Source organism: Acidovorax sp. Root402, from assembly GCF_001425125.1.
GTDB classification, from domain to species: Bacteria; Pseudomonadota; Gammaproteobacteria; order Burkholderiales; family Burkholderiaceae_C; genus Acidovorax; species Acidovorax delafieldii.
In genome coordinates this window covers 114,026-130,999 of sequence record NZ_LMDQ01000014.1, presented here as the reverse complement: position 1 = coordinate 130,999, position 16,974 = coordinate 114,026, and the positions used below count along the sequence as shown (strand labels likewise).

Here is a 16,974-nt window from a genome sequence, read left to right as displayed (position 1 = left end):
GAGATTTCCGTGACCGCCACTGCCCCCACCTCCCTGTCCACCCGCTCTGCCCTCGCCGCCCATCTGGCGGTATCGGCCGTTGCCCTGGCCGCCGCGCTGCTGCTGGTGGGCTGCGCCAACCCCGGCCCGGCCCACACACCGCTCGCGCAAACCACCCCGGCCGCCGCTGGACTGACCGCAACCACCACCCACGTGGTGGCCACCAGCCAATGGTGGAAAGCATTGGGCGACGAGCAGCTCAACACCCTGATCGACACCGCCCTGCAGGGCAACCCCAGCCTGGCCGTGAGCCGTGCCCGCCTGGAGCAAGCCGTGGCCCTGAGCCAGGTGCGCGAGGCCGCCAACGGCCCGCAGGCCACCCTGGGCGTGGACGCTACCCGCCAGCGCTACACCGCCAACGGGCTGGTGCCCGCCCCGGTGGCTGGCAACACATACAACAGCGGCACCGTGCAGGCCACGCTGAGCTGGTCGCCCGACTTCTTTGGCCAGCACGCTGCCGAGCTGCAGGCTGCGCTGGGCCAGGCCCGCGCCGCCCAGGCCGATGCAGCCGCCGCCGCCAACACCCTGGCCGCCCAGGTGGGGCGCAGCTATGTGGCGCTGGCCCGGCTGGTGGCCCAGCGCGATGTGGCCACGCGCGCGCTGGAGCAACGGGAAGAACAGCGCAAGCTCACGCAAGAGCGCACCTCTGCCGGCCTGGACAGCCAGGTCGAGCTGACCCAGGCCCAGGCCGCTGTGCCCGACGCCCGCACACAAATCGAAGCGCTCGAGGAGCAGATCACCCTGGGCCGCCGCCAACTGGCCGTGCTGACCGGCCAGGCGCCCGACGCCCTGCCCCAGCTCACGCCCCGCCTTGCTGCCCTGCAGCCCACTGCCGTGCCCGAGGTGCTGGGCGCCGACCTGCTGGGCCGCCGCCCCGATGTGGTGGCCGCGCGCTGGCGCGTGGAAGCGGCAACGCAAGGTGTGAACAGCGCGCGCAGCGAGTTCTATCCCAACATCAACATCGGCGCGTTCATTGGCCTGAACTCGCTGGGACTGGACCGTTTGTTCAACGGTAGCTCGCGCCAGATGGGCGTGACCCCCGCGCTGCGCCTGCCCATTTTTGACGGGGGCCGCCTGCGCGCCCAGCTGGGCGGCCGCGCTGCCGAGATGGACGTGGCCATCGCCCAGTACAACGGCGCCGTGCTCGATGCGGTGAAGGAAGCCGGCGACGCCGTGGCCTCCATCCAGTCGCTCACCCGCCAGCAGGCCTTGCAGGACGAGGCCGTGGCCAGCGCCGAAAAAGCCTACCGCTTTGCGCAGGAGCGCTACCGCGCAGGGCTGGGCAACTACCTGGTGGTGCTCTCCACCGAAAGCCAGGTACTGGCCCAGCGCCGCCTGGCCGTGGACCTGCGCGCCCGCCAGCTCGACACCCGCTTGGTGCTGATGAAGGCCCTGGGTGGCGGCTGGACGGACGACACGGCCGTGCTGCACACCGCCGCCGCGCACTGACCGGCCCACCGCACCGGACCGCACTCATTCAAAAACACATAACAACACATTCCTGAAAGACCACAGCCATGACCGCCAACAGCGAACCCCTCACCGCCAACGAAGCCAACACCGCCCGCCGCCGCGGCCTCACCCTCATCGCCGCAGCCGTTGCGCTGGTGGCCATCGGCTGGGGCGGCTGGCACTGGGCCAATGGCCGCCATGTGGAGACCACCGACAACGCCTACGTGGCAGGCAACGTGGTGCAGATCACGCCACAGATCGGCGGCACGGTGGTGTCCATCGGCGCTGACGACACCGACTACGTGAAGGCCGGCCAGTTGCTGGTCAAGCTCGACCCTGCCGACGCCCGCGTGGCGCTGGAGCAGGCCGAGGCCCAGCTCGCCCAGACGGTGCGCGAAGTGCGCACCCTGTATGCCAACAACTCCACGCTCAAGGCCCAGGTCAGCCTGCGCAGCGCCGACCTGGCCCGTGCCCAGGCCGATGCTGCCCGCGCCCAGGACGACGTGAACCGCCGCACCCCGCTGATGGCCAGCGGTGCCGTGGGCAAAGAAGAGTTCCAGCACGCCACCGCTCAGCTGGCCGCCGCCAAGAGCATCGTGGCCGCCGCCCAGTCGGCCGTACTGGCCGCACAAGAACAACTGGCCGCCAGCCAGACGCAGACCGAAGGCACCTCGGTCGAGCAGCACCCCAATGTGCAGCGTGCCTCGGCCCGCGTGCGCGAGGCCTACCTGGCCGTGCAGCGTGCCCAGCTGGTCGCCCCGCTGGACGGCCACGTGGCCAAGCGCGGCGTGCAAGTGGGCCAGCGTGTGCAGGCCGGCGCCCCGCTGATGACGCTGGTGCCGCTGAACGACCTGTGGGTGGACGCGAACTTCAAGGAAAGCCAGCTCAAGACCCTGCGCATCGGCCAGACCGCCGAACTGGAAGCCGACGTGTACGGCACCAAGGTCACGTACCACGGCACGGTGACAGGGCTGGGCGCAGGCACTGGCGCTGCCTTTGCGCTGCTGCCCGCACAGAACGCCACGGGCAACTGGATCAAGGTGGTGCAGCGCGTGCCCGTGCGCATTGCGCTCGACCCCAAGGAAGTGGCAGAGCACCCGCTGCGCGTGGGCCTGTCGATGGAAGTCAAGGTGGACACCGCCGACCAGAGCGGCAAGACGCTGGCCGACACCCAGCGCACCACGCCCGTGGCCGCCACCGCTGTGTTTGACGAGCAATTCAAGGCCGCCGACGACGAAGTGGCGCACATCATCGCCGCCAACCTGGGCCGCAATGGCAAGGCCGCCGTGGCCGTGGCGTCGCCCAAGGTGAGCAGCCAGCCCGCAGTGCAGGCGCAAAAGCATGCATCGGCCCCGGCGCAGCCCGCTGTGCAGTCCCCGGTGGTGCAGTAAGCGGGGTTGACCGAGCATGACTGCCGCCAACCCCACTGCAGACACCGCAGGCCAGGCCCCCGCTCCGGCGGCGCCTGCTGCGGTGTCGCCACCAGCAGCCCCCCCCGGGCCGCCTGCTGCCTATCCTCCGCTGCAGGGCACCGCCCTGTTGCTGGGCACACTGTCGCTGTCGCTGGCCACGTTCATGAACGTGCTGGACTCGTCCATCGCCAACGTTTCCATCCCGGCCATTGCCGGCGACCTGGGCGTGAGCCCCGGCCAGGGCACCTGGGTCATCACCAGCTTTGGTGTGGCCAATGCGATCTCGGTGCCGCTCACCGGCTGGCTCACCCAGCGCTTTGGCGCGGTGCGGCTGTTCACCATGAGCGTGCTGCTGTTCGTGCTGACCTCCTGGCTGTGCGGCTTTGCGTCGTCGCTGGAGATGCTGGTCTTCTTCCGCGTGCTGCAGGGCCTGGTGGCCGGGCCGATGATTCCGCTGAGCCAGACGCTGCTGCTGGCAAGCTACCCGCGCGCTCTGGCGGGCACTGCCCTGGCCCTGTGGGGCGTGACCACGCTGGTCGCGCCGGTGGTGGGGCCGCTCCTGGGCGGCTGGATCACCGACAACATCTCCTGGCCGTGGATCTTCTACATCAATGTGCCCGTGGGCCTGCTGGCCGGGGTGCTGACCTGGGGCATCTACCGCAAGCGCGAGACCCCCATCCGCAAGCTGCCGATTGACACCGTGGGCCTCAGCCTGCTGGTGCTGTGGGTCGGCGCGCTGCAGCTCATGCTCGACAAGGGCAAGGAGCTGGACTGGTTTGCCTCGGGCGAGATCATCACCATGGCCGTGGTCGCCGTGGTGGCGTTTGCTGTCTTTCTGGTGTGGGAGCTGACCGAAAAGCACCCGGTGGTGGACCTGAAGCTCTTCAAGGGCCGCAACTTCACCTTTGGTGCGCTGGCGCTGTCGGTGGCCTATGCGCTGTTCTTCGGCAACGTGGTGCTGCTGCCGCTGTGGCTGCAGCAGTGGATGGGCTACACGGCCACCTCGGCCGGCATGGCGCTGGCGCCGGTGGGCGTGTTCGCCATCCTGCTCACGCCGCTGGTGGGCAAAAAGGTCGGCCAGTGGGACCCGCGCCGCATGGCCACGGGTGCGTTCATCGTGTTCAGCACGGTGCTGTGGATGCGTTCGCAGTTCACGGTGCAGACCGACTTCATCCACATCCTGATCCCCACGCTGCTGCAGGGCGCGGCCATGGCGTTCTTCTTCATCCCGCTGACCACGCTGACGCTGGCGGGTGTGTCGCCAGACCGCATCCCGGCGGCAGCAGGCTTGTCGAACTTTGTGCGCATCACCGCCGGTGCCATGGGCACGTCGATTGCCACCACGCTGTGGGAGAGCCGCGCCGCCATGCACCACGCGCACCTGACCGAAGGGCTGGTGCAAGGCCAGGGGGTGTTCGCGCAGACGCTGGACGGCCTGGTGGCCTCGGGCCTCACGCAGATGCAGGCGCTGGCGCAGATCAACCGGCTGATCGACCAGCAGGCGTTCACCCGCGCGGCCAACGACATCTTTTTGGGCTCGGCCGGGTTGTTCTTGCTGCTCATCGGGCTGATCTGGCTGACCAAGCGCCCTGCGCGCAGCGGCGGTGCTGGCGCGGCAGACGCAGCGGGGGCCCATTGAGAGGCTTCGGCACAGGTTTGGAGAAAAAACAGCTGCAAGCGCTAGTCAAACATGCGCCTGCAGCTATCATTTTTGACATGAATCTGCCGGGTCTCGTCCGGGCACAACCCGCACATCCCACAGTGGGTGTCGGAAATCCCTGACCCAGTGGCGGGCGCGGCACCTGCGGGCAGTTCGCGGGGTGCACCCAACAATGCACTCACCGCAAACCACTCCAACAAGGAACTGCCATGTCACTCTCGCTGATTCTTCTGATCGTTCTGATCCTCATCCTGGTCGGCGCCCTGCCCACCTGGGGCCACAGCCGCTCATGGGGCTACGGACCCAGCGGCGGGATTGGCCTGGTGGTGCTGATCCTGGTGATCCTGCTGCTGATGGGCCGGATATGACCGGTAGCTGAACTTCCGGTGCAGGCCACACAGCGTCTGCGAGAGGAAGTTTTCAAATGCACACATAGGGCCCTTCCGAGGGCCCTTTGTCTTTGGCGCTTTGTAGGAGGGTGGCGCGGCATGGCGACCACCCGGACTCGGCCAGAAACACGCAAATGATTAATTTGCAGCAAAATACAATCAAATTGATAATATTGGCATTTTAATCATTTATTTGATATAAACGATAAATACAAAACATCGCCATACCGCCCAGACTATGCCCTCATCCCCCTACCCCGTTGGCAACATGCGGCAGGTTCAGATCCGTCTGCTGCAGGGCATCCTGTCAGCCAATGTGGCTTTTGAGTTGCTGTTGCTGGCGGTGGGCGCTACCGGGCTGGTTCCCTCCCCAGGGTCGTGGAACCTTGCCCTGGGAACTGGCACCGCGGTCATGATGGCGCTGTGGTGGGCCTTGCGCTGCTGGCCGCGGGTCTATGTTCCGGTGGCACTCATCCAGACCTCCATCGGGCTGGCATTGTTCACCTATGCCCTGTGGCAGCCCCTGGGACACGAGCTGCGCGCCGTGTGGTTCCTGATCGGAGTGGGCGCGGCATATCTGCTGCTGGGGCGGGCCGCGGGCGTCTGCTATACCGTCCTGACACTGGCGCTGGTAGTGGGCAGCAACGGCATGCAAAGCGCGCCGTATTCGCTGCACGCGCTCATCATCTTCACGTTGGCTCTGTCGCTGAGCAGCCTGTGTTTTTACCTGTTCGTCAGTGAGGCGCTGCGCCTGTACCAGCACCTGTCCGAGCGGGACCAGCAGTACACCTTGCTGACCGAAGGCGCCGCAGAAGTCATCTGGCGGATCAACCCCGACATGACGGTGGCGTACGTGAGCCCCGCCGACGAACGGGCGCGCGGCGTGCCCGCCCGCGACGTCATCGGAAGGTCCATCTTCAAGGGCCTGACGCCCGAAGGTGCCGAAGCACTGCGACAGGCTGTGCGCGAGCGGCGGCAACTGCTGACACTGCCCATGCGCTGTGCCAATGGCAGCGTGCGCTGGTTCGAGATGTCCAGCCGCCTGTACCGCGACGCCTCGGGCCAGCCCGCTGGTTACCACAGCATCGGCCGCGATGTGACCGCCCGGCGGGAGTTGGAACAGGCCCTGCAGGCCGAGCGCGAGCACCTGGAGGCCCGGGTCAAGGAACGAACGGCGGCGCTGTCCGTCGCCAAGGAAGCCGCAGAGGCTGCCCTGCGCACCAAGAGCATCTTTCTCGCCAACATTGGGCACGAGTTGCGTACCCCCATGACACTGATCCTGGGGATGACCGAACTGGTGCGCAACCGCTCGCAGGATGAGCGCCTGAAGCCCGTGCTGAACAATGTGATGGATGCGGCCAAAGGCCTCATGCGCATGCTCAACGACCTGATCGATCTGGCTGCGCTGGAAACACGCCAGGTGGCGTTCCAGTTTGCACCGCTATCGGTCCCAGAGCTGGCCGCAGATGCGGTGCAACTGCTGGAGCCGCAGGCGCGCCAAAAAGGCTTGCAGATCTTCCTGGCCCTCGATGGCGTGGGCACCGACGCCAGCCACGTGGGGGACGCAGACCGTATTCAGCAGGTGCTGGTCCACCTGCTGGACAACGCCGTGAAATTCAGCCTCTCGGGTCACATCCAGTTGACCCTGGAGACCGAGCAGGACACCCCTGATGCGACGGTGTGGCGGCTGCGCGTGACGGACGAGGGTATTGGCATTGCGGCCGGTGACCAGCACCGCATCTTCACGTTGTTCGAACAGGTCGACGGGTCATCCACGCGCAGCTTTGAGGGTGCGGGACTGGGGTTGGCGCTGTGCAAACGCCTCGTCGAGGGCATGGGGGGCAGCCTGGGGGTGGAGAGCGAACCGGGCAAGGGCAGCAGCTTTTGGGTGTCGCTGCCGCTGCCCAAGGTCACCTGATACAGCTCCAGCCCCAACACGCGTGCTCACAGCACAGGTGGCAGGTACCGGTGCACCCTCACGGTTCAGGCTGTTCAGGCAGTCCGTGTCGAGGGCGCACGCCACTCTGCCAGAGCAAACGCCGAAGTCAGCGCTGCAAACTCGTCCTTGGCCACGGTGCCATCGGCGTTACCCGCACGGTCCATCACCTGCAGCACGGCTTGCGCAAACGGATCGCTGCCCGCCTGCTGGCCTTTGGTGCGGGCCAGCCCCTTGAGGAATTCATCGTGGGTGATGACACCATCCTTGTCCGCGTCAAAGCCCGCCGTGAGCTGCTGCTTCTGATCTTCGGTGGCACCAAACCGGGTCAGCAACGCCTGGAAATCGTCCTTGGACACGGCCCCTGCCGCACGGCCACCGGGCAATGCCGCAGTGGCCTGACCGGACGAACGCCCCACGGCCATCCCCGCGCCAGAAGGCTGGCCCTGGGTCGCCAGAGCGCCCTGCCCGGCCATTCCCGCCAGCGTCTGCGCCTCGGGGCTCAGCGTGACCACGGCCGAGGGCTCGGGCGACGCCGCCTCACCCCCACGCCGCGCGGACGCCTTGCCCGCGCCACTGGAGGCGGCATTGAAAATCATCGACGCCACCGATGCGAGGCCGCAAATGAGAGGGGACATCGCCATGAACTCCTGTGTGGCGACAGCCCGGTACCTTTGACCTGTCCGCAAGTCACCGCATCGCCCAGATGCACCAAGGGTAGCGGGCAGCAGCCCGTACGGTGGGCGAATAAGCCAACAGTTTTCACGCCAGTTTTGCGAATGGACAGCGGGCTGGAGGCTGCGAGCCCGGCAGTCGCACGCGATCCTAGGCACTCCCTCTGCCCGGCATCACCACCCGAATGCAGGTGCCCCCACCCGGACGCTGCAGCACCAGCAAGTCACCGCCCGCCATCTGGGCGCGGTGGTTCATGCCTGCCACCCCATGGCCTCCCAGTGGGCTGCCTTCGCCAGCGTGAAGCAGCATGCCACGCCCGTTGTCGCTGACCTCGGCACACCAGGACTCGGCACCCGCACGGTAACGCACACCCACCGAGACCTCGGTGGCGCCCGAATGCTGCAACACGTTGCTCAAGGCCTCCTGAACAATGGCAACCAGGTGCATGGCACTGTCGGCATACGGAAAACTGGACAACGGCGGAATTTGCACATCCCACACCATGCGAATGCCACGCCGATCAAGCACGGGCTGGATGCGGTGCCGGAGCCGGGCCAGGCGGTCAGCAAATGGCTCGTCCGCCGCATCCATGGAGTCCACCACGAGTCGCAGGTCCAGCATGCACTTGTCGAGCAGCGAACGGAGTTCACGCACTGCGGGCGGCTCGGTCTCCAGCAGCGCCATGGCAAAGACCAGTTGTGCGCCCAGGTTGTCATGCAAATCCTGCGCAATGCGCCGCCGCTCTGCCGTCACCTCAGCACTGGCGCGCAGCCGCAGCCGGGGGCGCCACTGCAGGGCCCGCGGCAGTTGCACCAGCAGCAGGGCCCCCAGGCCCACCGAGATCACCAGGGCGGCCAGCTCCCACCATTGCCGATCCGACGGCCTCTCCTCGTCATAGCCATAAAACGCCGTCGCAAGGAGCGCCCATTGCAGCAGCCACATGCACATGCAAGCGATGGCGAACAACGGGGGACGTGTGCGAAACACCGCTCAATCCTGGCTTTCTAAGTGGCGTGGGCAACCGAGAGCACACCTGGTGACCGCACAACCCACACACGCGGCAGCCACCTGCATCACTCCGTCAAAAGAGCCCCCGCAGCGAGGCGAAGCGCACCGCCTGGGCACGGGTGCGCACCTGCAACTTGCGGTAGATGTTGCGCAAGTGGGTGTTGACCGTCATGCTGCTGATGAGCAGGCGCGCACCCACCTCGACGCTGGTGTAGCCGCTGGCCACCATGCGCAGGATTTCCTTTTCCCGTGTGGACAGCCGATCTGCCTCATCGGGCTGCCGTCGCTTGTTTTCGGCTGAGTGGGTGCGGTCAAACCGCTGCAGCAACCGCCGCGCCAGGTTGGGGGTGATGGAGGCGCCACCATTGGCCACCTGCAACACGGCTTGCGAATAGTTGCCGAACCACGAGTTCTTGCCCACATACCCCGTGGCCCCCAGTTCAAAGGCCCGCAGGACCTGCTCGTCATTTTCCATGACCGAGATCACGACCGTCTGGGCCGATGGGCGCACAGGCTTCACGTAGTGCAACAGGTCAAAGGCGTCACCGTCGCCCAGGTTCAGGTCCACCAGGAGCACATCAAAATCGTGATTCTTGATGGCCTTGCGCCCCTCGCGGACACTGCCCGCCTGCGCCACCAGCAACGTGCGGGCATCGGCCATGAGCTCCTGTGCAATCACCAGGCGGATGTGCGGATCGTCGTCCACCAGCAAGACCCGCACCGGGTTGGCCTCCTGCCCAGTGAGGAAGGCGGGCCAGACCGATGGCGGATTGGAATAGGTTTCAAACCGGCCCGAGGGAAGCGATGCAAGGTCGCGCGCACTCTGCTTTGAAAGCAACGCTGAAGACGTCAACGTTTGCGATGGTGTATCGACCTGCCAACTGCTGCTCATGGGTGAACTCCTGCGGACGTGGTGGTGGGCCCCGATGGACTGGGTCTTTCGGTGGACGCATCTGCATGCAACTCTTGCGTTCACATGCATGTTCTCCAACGCACTCATGCCCCTCTGTACGGCAGCGCACACAGTGCGCCAAATAAATTTCAAGGTCCAAATATATTTGGCAATGTTGCCCAAGTAGCAATTGGTTACTACCTGACTTTGTTCGGCCGATCTCATGTGGTGCGGGCGGCCAAGCCGCGCTGGCAAAGGCTTTGCGCGGGTCCAAGGGTTGAACCGCTCCGCTGTATGAGGTAGCCCGCCCGGCGTATTCGCACGAATCGCATCGGCTCGCACACTGAACTCCGACAGCGCCTAACGGCCACCGGTTCTCAAAAAACCAGGCCTGAAAGCGCCGTCCAACCCCCTCTGCACCGCAGGTTCGCTGCGGTTGCAGCCAGTGTAGAAGTCATCCTTGAAGGATCTGTCATGAAAACCCTTGCTTTCATCACGCTCAGCGTCATCGCCTCCGCCGCCATGGCCACCGGTCCGGTCCCTTCCACTCCGGACATCACCATCACCGGCAATTCCACGCAGTCGGTATCCCTGACGTCGGTGTCCGTCAACAACAACTCGACGGGCTCGAAGAGCGAAGCTTTCCAGAACCTGGCCTCCAACACCGGCAACGTCACCATCAGTGGCAATTCGACCCAGACGGTAACGGGCTTTGGCGGCAATCTGACCAACACCGCCAGCGGCAGCGAAGCCTACGCCAGCCAGAACCTGTCATCCAACGTGGGCGAAGTCACCATCATTGGCAACTCCAGCCAATTCACCTCGATGATCAACTCGTCGGTCAATAACCTCTCCAGCGGCAGCAACAGCAAGGCGGTGCAAAACATCGCCTCCAACAACGCCTGCTTCACCTGCCAGCCCACCAAGCCCGCCGGCTGGCCCTACTGAGATCGGCACCAGCTCGGCTGGTGAATAGACCTGCGAGGGTCTGATTCCGGCAGCACATCAGTGCCCGGATGAGTTCGTGCCAGGGGCACACCGGCAAGGCTGCAAACAGCAGCGCGGGTGGGCCCCTCATTCTCACCATAGGAGGTGTTCCATGAACACACGTTTTCTGGCGCCATGCGCAGCGTTGCTCACGGTCTGCGGCCTGCTGCCAGGCCCCGCGTGGGCGCAGGCCCCCGGGGAAGACCCGGTCATCCTGACCAAGAAGCTCTCGGTCCAGATGCAGCCCACAGGGCCAGTGGCAGCCTCGACGGGACTGGACGGCAGCAACACCATGCCATCGTGGCTACGCGCCCGCATCGCCCGCTACGAAGCCAAGGCTTTCTCAGACGACACCACTGGCGTGCTGACCAACAACGACGTGGTCACCACTGCCAATGCACAGGGCATGCAAAAGACCTGCGTCCAGGAGGTGGGCAGCAACACCGTGTCTGCCAACACCACGGGATCGGCCAAGTACGGTCCCAACCAGGCGCCGCAGGTGGTGGTGCTGCGCGGCGATCTCGTCAATATCTGCAAATAACAGGCCAGGCGCCATACGCCCGGCCGCCAGGAGAGAGAACATGCCGCCCACCCCGCCGAGCCCCGCCATGCCTGCATGCTCTCGCCCCCAGCGCCCACGCTCCCCACACCCTGTGATGCGCGCGATCCATGGAGCGCTTTGGCTTGTCGTCGGACTGGGACTGGCTGGCTGTGCCACGCCCAGGGATCCGCGCAAGGACCAGGCCTTTCAGAGCCTGGCTTCCATCACCGACCGCCCCGTGGTGCGACCCACACGCTCCATCTCCAGCTTCTCCGACTCGCTGATGTGCATGGACCACATGCTGCGCGATGCACAGCTGCCCACCACACTGATCACGAGCAAGCAGATTCCCGACTACTCCACCCGCGTCACCGTGGCCACCAAGGACATGGTGATCACGGCCCTGTCGCAGATGTCGCGCCTGAGCAATGCCTTCCGCTTTGTGGACTACGAGGTGGACATCGCGCGCCAGGACACGGTGCAGAACCTCACCACCATCCTGCTCAACAACAACCAGATGCAGCTGCAGCGGCCCGCGCTGTACCTGTCGGGTGCCATCTCGTTCGTGGACCAGAACGTGATCAACAACCGGTTCGACACCGGGCTCTCCGGCCCCCGCATCGACATGGGCTACAGCCAGAGCCGCAACGCCACCATCATCGGCCTGGAGATGCACCTGGGCGACTTTCGCACCCGCACTCTGATTCCCGGACTGGACTCCGCCAACGAAGTCATCATTGGCAACGGCGGACAGGGCGTGGACCTGGCCGGGCGCATCGGCACTTATGGCGTTCAGTTCAACGTGGGGCGTGACTACACCCAGGGCTCAGGCAGTGCAGTGCGCACACTGGTGGACCTGGCCACCATCGAACTCATTGGCAAATGGGCCCGGGTGCCTTACTGGCAATGCCTGACGCTGGAGCAAAACCACCCGGACTTTCAGCGGCAGCTGCGCGACTGGTTTGACGAAGGCTCGCCCGCCGTGCGCACCCAGCTCATCACACGCTCGCTGGTCAGCCGGGGCTACCTTGCCCCCGTCGCGCAACCCCTGCCGGACAACGACCCGGCGCTGCGCAAAGCCCTGGCGCGCTTTCAGGCGGACAACGGTATGGTGGTGACGGGCGTGGTGGACTTTGCGACCTACGAACGGGCGCTGCGCCACTTTGTCGGGCTGTCCGCAGACGGCACCCTGGCCCGCATTGGCTGGGCTAGCACGCACGCAGAGCCTGTGCCGCACATCGCCGCCAGTCCTGCCACTCCCAATACTGCAATCCATGTGGTGAGCAGCAATCCGGGGGCGGCCAAGTACGGAGACCCACCGCCTGCGCGCAGCATCGATCTGCAGATCGAGAACGTGTTGCTGGAGCGCACCGCATTCGAGGTGGGGGAACAGGTCTTCCTGTCGGCCACCGTGTCGCGCGCCTCCTACCTGCAGTGTTTTCTGGCCGATGCCACCGGCACAGTCATCCGCCTGCTGCCCAACCAGGCCAACACCACCGGCTGGGTGTCTGCCAACCAGGCCATACGCATCCCCGACTGGATGAGCCCCAACCCCGGCTTCATCATGGACGCAGCCAGCCCCGGCACCGAAGGTGTGGCCTGCTTTGCCACCGACGAGGACAGCACGCCCCGTTTGCCCGAGGCGCTGCGCGGACCGCCGCTCAAGCCCATCCCGAACTACCGGGCGCTGGAGCGCTTGAACGAAGCCTTCGCCACCGCCTGGGGTACCGATGGCTACACCGGCAATGCCGTGTACTGGCAAGTCATTCCACGCCGGGCCCTGCCCGCCGCCGCTAGTGCGCCTGCACAACCCGCCCCGCGCAAGTGAAACACCGTCGGAAAAGCACTGCGCAGGCGAACGCGATGACCACCACCCCGGCGACCACGGCGCGCACGTATTCCACCCTTGGTGGGGTACACGCACCGCAGGGCATATGGCGCGCCATCCATGGCGCAGTGGCGCAGGCCTCGGGTGCAGCGTGCCTGGTAATGGCGGTGGTGACTGCTGCTCCTGCGCAGGGATCGGTGCGGGCGCTTCCCACGCCCGCGGAAATCACCGACATCGATCGCGCCAGCCTGAACGCCGCTTCCCCCCAAGTGCCCGGGTCTGACGACCCCATGCAGGAGAAGATGTTGCAAAAACTTCGCAGCGCCGCGCAACGCGATGGGGTGCCGACGCGCAAGCCGCGCCCCCCCCCTGCCCCTACGACGCGATCAACGGGCGACCTGACGCCTGCCGATGCGGCGTGGCTGTTGGGATTGCTGGCGCTGCATGGCCTGGCCATGCCCGCTGACCCGGCGCAGGCGCAGCACTGGTTTGAGCGAGCGCAAATGCTCAGCCACCCCCTGGCTCCTGCAGGCCTTGCGTGGTGCCAGCTCAGCGGCTGCGTGGCAGCACCCAATCCTTCAACCGCCATGCACTGGATTGCGCTGGTGGGCCGTGCCGATCCAGGGCTTGCCAAATACCTCGAATGGCATGCGGCCAAGGCATTGGCTCCATTAGCCGAGCCCCGTTTGCCCTCACCTGACCGATATCCCGGCTCAGCGGCCCCAGCGACGACCAGCCCATCGCTTCAAAAACTGTTGACGCAAGCCGTGCGCGCCGGCAACGCGCAGGCCGGCAACGAACTGGGGCTGGAGTTCATCGCCAGTGGCGATCTCGAACAGGCGATGGTCCAGTTTCAATCAGCGTCTGCAAAATCCGAGGCCGCCGCTGCCAACGCCCGCCTTCTGGCCCGCCGCATCCAGAGCGGTCCCAACGCCCGCACCCGATCAGCCCGCTACAGCGCTGCAGATTGGTACGCGGAGGCCCAGCGGTACCACCGCGGCGACGGCGTACCTGCCAACTACACCGAGGCCGTGCGCCTGTACCAGGTAGCAGCCAGCAGCGGCGACCCACAGGGCCGCAAGATGCTGGAGCTGATCTTCTCCAGACCCTTGCAAGGCGGCGCCATCGACGTCGCGTGGATGCAGCAGCTCGCAGGCCTCCACATCGGCACCAACAGCTCGCCCACCGGCATGACCAACGCTGCACCCACCAGCGGCTGGCAGCGCGAGCCCAGCCCGCTGTATGACCTGGTACCGCTGCAGTGGCGGACGCCGGGGCAAGTGTTGCGTCGATAGGTCGGCCCAAAAGCTGGGGACAAACACCCAATACCCGCCCCGACACGAGCGCCCTCGAAACGTGTCCTGAGCCATGGACTCCAGCCGCACAGGTAGCGCCCCCAAAAATCAGGAAATGGAATCCAACGGGCTGTAGTGCTAGTCGAAATTGACTTATCAGCTATCAATTAAGTAGCAATCACCGCAGGCAACAACAACCCCTGCTGAGCCGCCACCGCCTCCCGCAAAAACGCCCACGTGGCCTGCATGCGGGCCACGTGCTTGTTGTCACCGGGCATGGACATCCAAAAGGTGCGCTGAAAGCGTGCCACCCCCGGCAGCACAGGCACCAGCGATGGGTCTTGCGCTGCCACAAAGGCGGGCAGCACAGCCAGCCCCGCCCCCACGCGGGCGGCTTCGTACTGGGCCAGGATGCTCGTGCTGCGCAGTGCGAAATGCGCGGGGCGGTGCAGCTCGTCCAGGATCTGCAGCTCCTTGCTAAACAGCAGGTCGTCCACGTAGCTGATGAAGGTGTGGCCCCGCAGGTCGTCTGGCGTGTGGATGGGGGCATGGCGCTGCAGGTAGCTGCGCGCTCCATACAGTTGCAGCACGTAGTCGGTGAGCTTCACGACCACCACCGCGCCGCGCGCCGGGCGCTCCAGCGAGATGACGATGTCGGCCTCGCGGCGCGACAGGTGCACCAGGCGCGGCAGGGCCAGAAGGTCCACCACCAGACCGGGGTGGTCCAGCGCAAACCGGGCCAACTGGGGCGCCAGGATCAGGTTGCCAAAGCCCTCGGTGGTTCCAATGCGCACCAGGCCATGTAGGCCTTGGCGCACGCCGGGGGCGGCGTTTTCCACCGCCAGAAAGGCGGCTTCCATGGCCTCGACCTGGGGCAGCAGTGCGCGCCCGGCCTCGGTCAGCCGGTGGCCGCCCGCCTCGCGCGCAAACAGGGCGGAGCCCACCTGCTTTTCGAGCGCCTGCAGGCGGCGCGCCACCGTGGTGTGGTCTACGGCCAGGCGGCGCGCGGCCCCCACCAACGTGCCAGCGCGGGCCAGCTCCAGAAAGTAGCGCAGGTTGTCCCAGTCCACGGGGTAGTCCTTGAATCAGTGAGCAATTACGCAAACAAGGATGCGCAAAGGTCGGAGGTAAAAGCAGCGATGTGCATTTTTGCAAACCTCGTGCGCACCATTGTCTATTGTGCAGACAATTCTGCACAGCTAGGATGGCGAAGTTCCGGGCACCCTGCCCGCACCTTTGCCCGTTTTTTCCAGGAGACAAACCCATGAACGCACCCACTTCCACGGCCGTGCTGGCCCCCACCGTCAAACTGTTGATCGGCGGCAAATTCGTCGAATCCAAGTCCACCGAGTGGCGTGATGTGGTGAACCCCGCCACGCAAGAAGTGCTGGCCCGCGTGCCGTTTGCCACGGCCGATGAAATCAATGCCGCAGTGGCCTCGGCCAAGGAAGCGTTCAAGACCTGGAAGAAGACCCCCATCGGCACCCGCGCCCGCATCTTCCTCAAGTACCAGCAGCTCATCCGCGAAAACATGGCCGAGCTGGCCGCCATCCTCACGGCAGAGCAAGGCAAGACCCTGCCCGACGCCGAAGGTGATGTGTTCCGTGGGTTGGAAGTGGTCGAGCACGCTGCCAGCATTGGCAACCTGCAACTGGGTGAGCTGGCCAACAACGTGGCTGGCGGCGTGGACACCTACACCCTGCTGCAGCCGCTGGGCGTGTGCGCAGGCATCACCCCCTTCAACTTCCCCGCCATGATCCCGCTGTGGATGTTCCCCATGGCCATTGCCACGGGCAACACCTTCGTGCTCAAGCCCTCCGAGCAAGACCCCATGGTGACCATGCGCCTGGTGGAGCTGGCGCTCGAAGCGGGCATCCCCCCTGGCGTGCTCAACGTGATCCACGGTGGCGAAGCCGCTGTGAACGCGATCTGCGACCACAAGGACATCAAGGCAATCAGCTTCGTGGGCTCCACCAAGGTGGGCACCCATGTCTACAACCGCGCCAGCCTCAACGGCAAGCGCGTGCAATGCATGATGGGCGCCAAGAACCACGCCATCGTGATGCCTGACGCCAACAAGGAACAGACCCTGAACGCCCTGGCCGGTGCTGCCTTTGGCGCCGCTGGCCAGCGCTGCATGGCGCTGTCGGTGGTGGTGCTGGTGGGCGAGGCGCAAAAGTGGATCCCCGAGCTGGTTGCCAAGGCCAAGACCCTGAAGGTGAGCGCCGGTGTGGAAAAAGGCACGGACGTGGGCCCCGTGGTGTCCTGCGCCGCCAAGGACCGTGTGCAGGGCCTGATCGAGCGCGGCATTGCCGACGGCGCCACGCTGGAGCTGGACGGCCGCAACCCCGTGGTGGCTGGCTACGAAAAGGGCAACTTTGTAGGCCCCACGGTGTTCAGCGGCGTCAAGCCCGGCATGAGCATCTACGACCAGGAAATCTTTGGCCCCGTGCTGTGCCTGTCGGCTGCGGCAGACATCGATGAAGCCATTGCCTTCATCAACGACAACCCCAACGGCAACGGCACTGCCATCTTCACCCAGTCGGGTGCGGCAGCCCGCAAGTTCCAGGAAGAGATCGACGTGGGCCAGGTCGGCATCAACGTGCCAATCCCTGTGCCCGTGCCGCTGTTCTCGTTCTCGGGTTCGCGCGCTTCCAAGCTGGGCGACCTGGGCCCCTACGGCAAGCAGGTCGTGTTGTTCTACACGCAGACCAAGACCGTGACAGCACGCTGGTTTGACGACAGCACCATCTCGCATGGTGTGAACACGACGATTAGCTTGAAGTGACATCCCGCTGAGGCGCTGCGCGCCTTCCCCCTTCTCTCGCGCTTTGCGCGGGAAGGGGGACGCCACCCGTGC

14 protein-coding genes are annotated in these 16,974 nt (G+C 65.6%); 10 read left to right on the top strand and 4 right to left on the bottom strand.

The features are described 5' to 3' along the window. Positions 1-9: 9 nt before the first annotated feature. From ASC83_RS11830 to ASC83_RS11815, 5 genes are all read left to right on the top strand, one after another. Positions 10-1,488, top strand: coding sequence for an efflux transporter outer membrane subunit (locus tag ASC83_RS11830; protein WP_082522436.1), 1,479 nt, complete (start codon positions 10-12; stop codon positions 1,486-1,488). Positions 1,489-1,556: 68 nt separating this feature from the next. Beyond that, complete coding sequence (locus tag ASC83_RS11825) at positions 1,557-2,882, top strand: HlyD family efflux transporter periplasmic adaptor subunit (RefSeq protein WP_056062506.1); 1,326 nt, start codon at positions 1,557-1,559, stop codon at positions 2,880-2,882. 16 nt (positions 2,883-2,898) lie between these two features. Continuing rightward, positions 2,899-4,542 (top strand): DHA2 family efflux MFS transporter permease subunit, encoded by a 1,644-nt coding sequence (locus ASC83_RS11820; RefSeq protein ID WP_056062503.1) that lies wholly within the window; start codon positions 2,899-2,901, stop codon positions 4,540-4,542. Positions 4,543-4,772: 230 nt separating this feature from the next. Further along, the gene (locus ASC83_RS23545; RefSeq protein ID WP_007856361.1) at positions 4,773-4,931 is read left to right on the top strand and encodes a DUF3309 family protein; all 159 of its coding nucleotides are present in this window, start codon (positions 4,773-4,775) and stop codon (positions 4,929-4,931) included. Positions 4,932-5,190: 259 nt separating this feature from the next. After that, on the top strand, positions 5,191-6,870 hold the full coding sequence (locus ASC83_RS11815) for a PAS domain-containing sensor histidine kinase (RefSeq protein WP_082522435.1): 1,680 nt from the start codon (positions 5,191-5,193) through the stop codon (positions 6,868-6,870). Between the two features lie 74 nt (positions 6,871-6,944). On the opposite strand, the gene ASC83_RS11810 is transcribed toward ASC83_RS11815, so the two are convergent. From ASC83_RS11810 to ASC83_RS11800, 3 genes are all read right to left on the bottom strand, one after another. After that, positions 6,945-7,526, bottom strand: coding sequence for an EF-hand domain-containing protein (locus ASC83_RS11810; RefSeq protein WP_056062496.1), 582 nt, complete (start codon positions 7,524-7,526; stop codon positions 6,945-6,947). A gap of 187 nt (positions 7,527-7,713) precedes the next feature. Beyond that, on the bottom strand, positions 7,714-8,529 hold the full coding sequence (locus tag ASC83_RS11805; protein ID WP_146870983.1) for a sensor histidine kinase: 816 nt from the start codon (positions 8,527-8,529) through the stop codon (positions 7,714-7,716). 115 nt (positions 8,530-8,644) lie between these two features. Continuing rightward, entirely contained in the window at positions 8,645-9,463 is an 819-nt protein-coding gene (locus ASC83_RS11800; protein ID WP_082522434.1) for a response regulator transcription factor, read from the bottom strand. A gap of 474 nt (positions 9,464-9,937) precedes the next feature. Here ASC83_RS11800 and ASC83_RS11790 point away from each other — a divergent pair, with 474 nt between their 5' ends. The 4 genes from ASC83_RS11790 to ASC83_RS11775 all read left to right on the top strand — a co-directional run bounded on the left by ASC83_RS11790 (position 9,938) and on the right by ASC83_RS11775 (position 14,114). Beyond that, on the top strand, positions 9,938-10,411 hold the full coding sequence (locus ASC83_RS11790) for a hypothetical protein (protein ID WP_056062488.1): 474 nt from the start codon (positions 9,938-9,940) through the stop codon (positions 10,409-10,411). 151 nt (positions 10,412-10,562) lie between these two features. Further along, positions 10,563-10,991, top strand: coding sequence for a hypothetical protein (locus tag ASC83_RS11785; RefSeq protein ID WP_056062486.1), 429 nt, complete (start codon positions 10,563-10,565; stop codon positions 10,989-10,991). Between the two features lie 115 nt (positions 10,992-11,106). After that, positions 11,107-12,819 carry a DUF4384 domain-containing protein gene (locus ASC83_RS11780; protein WP_056062482.1) on the top strand — a complete coding sequence of 571 codons (1,713 nt, stop codon included), beginning with the start codon at positions 11,107-11,109 and terminating at the stop codon, positions 12,817-12,819. Between the two features lie 35 nt (positions 12,820-12,854). Continuing rightward, the gene (locus ASC83_RS11775; RefSeq protein WP_056062479.1) at positions 12,855-14,114 is read left to right on the top strand and encodes an SEL1-like repeat protein; all 1,260 of its coding nucleotides are present in this window, start codon (positions 12,855-12,857) and stop codon (positions 14,112-14,114) included. A 167-nt stretch (positions 14,115-14,281) separates the two neighbouring features. Here the strand turns inward: ASC83_RS11775 and ASC83_RS11770 are convergent, their stop codons facing one another. Beyond that, complete coding sequence (locus ASC83_RS11770; protein WP_056062476.1) at positions 14,282-15,184, bottom strand: LysR family transcriptional regulator; 903 nt, start codon at positions 15,182-15,184, stop codon at positions 14,282-14,284. Between the two features lie 194 nt (positions 15,185-15,378). Between ASC83_RS11770 and ASC83_RS11765 the strand changes: the two genes are divergently transcribed. Then, entirely contained in the window at positions 15,379-16,902 is a 1,524-nt protein-coding gene (locus ASC83_RS11765) for a CoA-acylating methylmalonate-semialdehyde dehydrogenase (RefSeq protein ID WP_056062474.1), read from the top strand. Positions 16,903-16,974: the final 72 nt, after the last annotated feature.

What these genes read in the sequence shown, in the direction of transcription:
- ASC83_RS11825 (WP_056062506.1), top strand. Translation starts at nt 1,557, where the DNA reads ATGACCGCCAACAGCGAACCCCTCACCGCCAACGAAGCCAACACCGCC.
- ASC83_RS11820 (WP_056062503.1), top strand. Translation starts at nt 2,899, where the DNA reads ATGACTGCCGCCAACCCCACTGCAGACACCGCAGGCCAGGCCCCCGCT.
- ASC83_RS23545 (WP_007856361.1), top strand. Translation starts at nt 4,773, where the DNA reads ATGTCACTCTCGCTGATTCTTCTGATCGTTCTGATCCTCATCCTGGTC.
- ASC83_RS11815 (WP_082522435.1), top strand. Translation starts at nt 5,191, where the DNA reads ATGCCCTCATCCCCCTACCCCGTTGGCAACATGCGGCAGGTTCAGATC.
- ASC83_RS11810 (WP_056062496.1), bottom strand. Translation starts at nt 7,526, where the DNA reads ATGTCCCCTCTCATTTGCGGCCTCGCATCGGTGGCGTCGATGATTTTC.
- ASC83_RS11800 (WP_082522434.1), bottom strand. Translation starts at nt 9,463, where the DNA reads ATGAGCAGCAGTTGGCAGGTCGATACACCATCGCAAACGTTGACGTCT.
- ASC83_RS11790 (WP_056062488.1), top strand. Translation starts at nt 9,938, where the DNA reads ATGAAAACCCTTGCTTTCATCACGCTCAGCGTCATCGCCTCCGCCGCC.
- ASC83_RS11785 (WP_056062486.1), top strand. Translation starts at nt 10,563, where the DNA reads ATGAACACACGTTTTCTGGCGCCATGCGCAGCGTTGCTCACGGTCTGC.
- ASC83_RS11780 (WP_056062482.1), top strand. Translation starts at nt 11,107, where the DNA reads ATGCGCGCGATCCATGGAGCGCTTTGGCTTGTCGTCGGACTGGGACTG.
- ASC83_RS11775 (WP_056062479.1), top strand. Translation starts at nt 12,855, where the DNA reads ATGACCACCACCCCGGCGACCACGGCGCGCACGTATTCCACCCTTGGT.
- ASC83_RS11765 (WP_056062474.1), top strand. Translation starts at nt 15,379, where the DNA reads ATGAACGCACCCACTTCCACGGCCGTGCTGGCCCCCACCGTCAAACTG.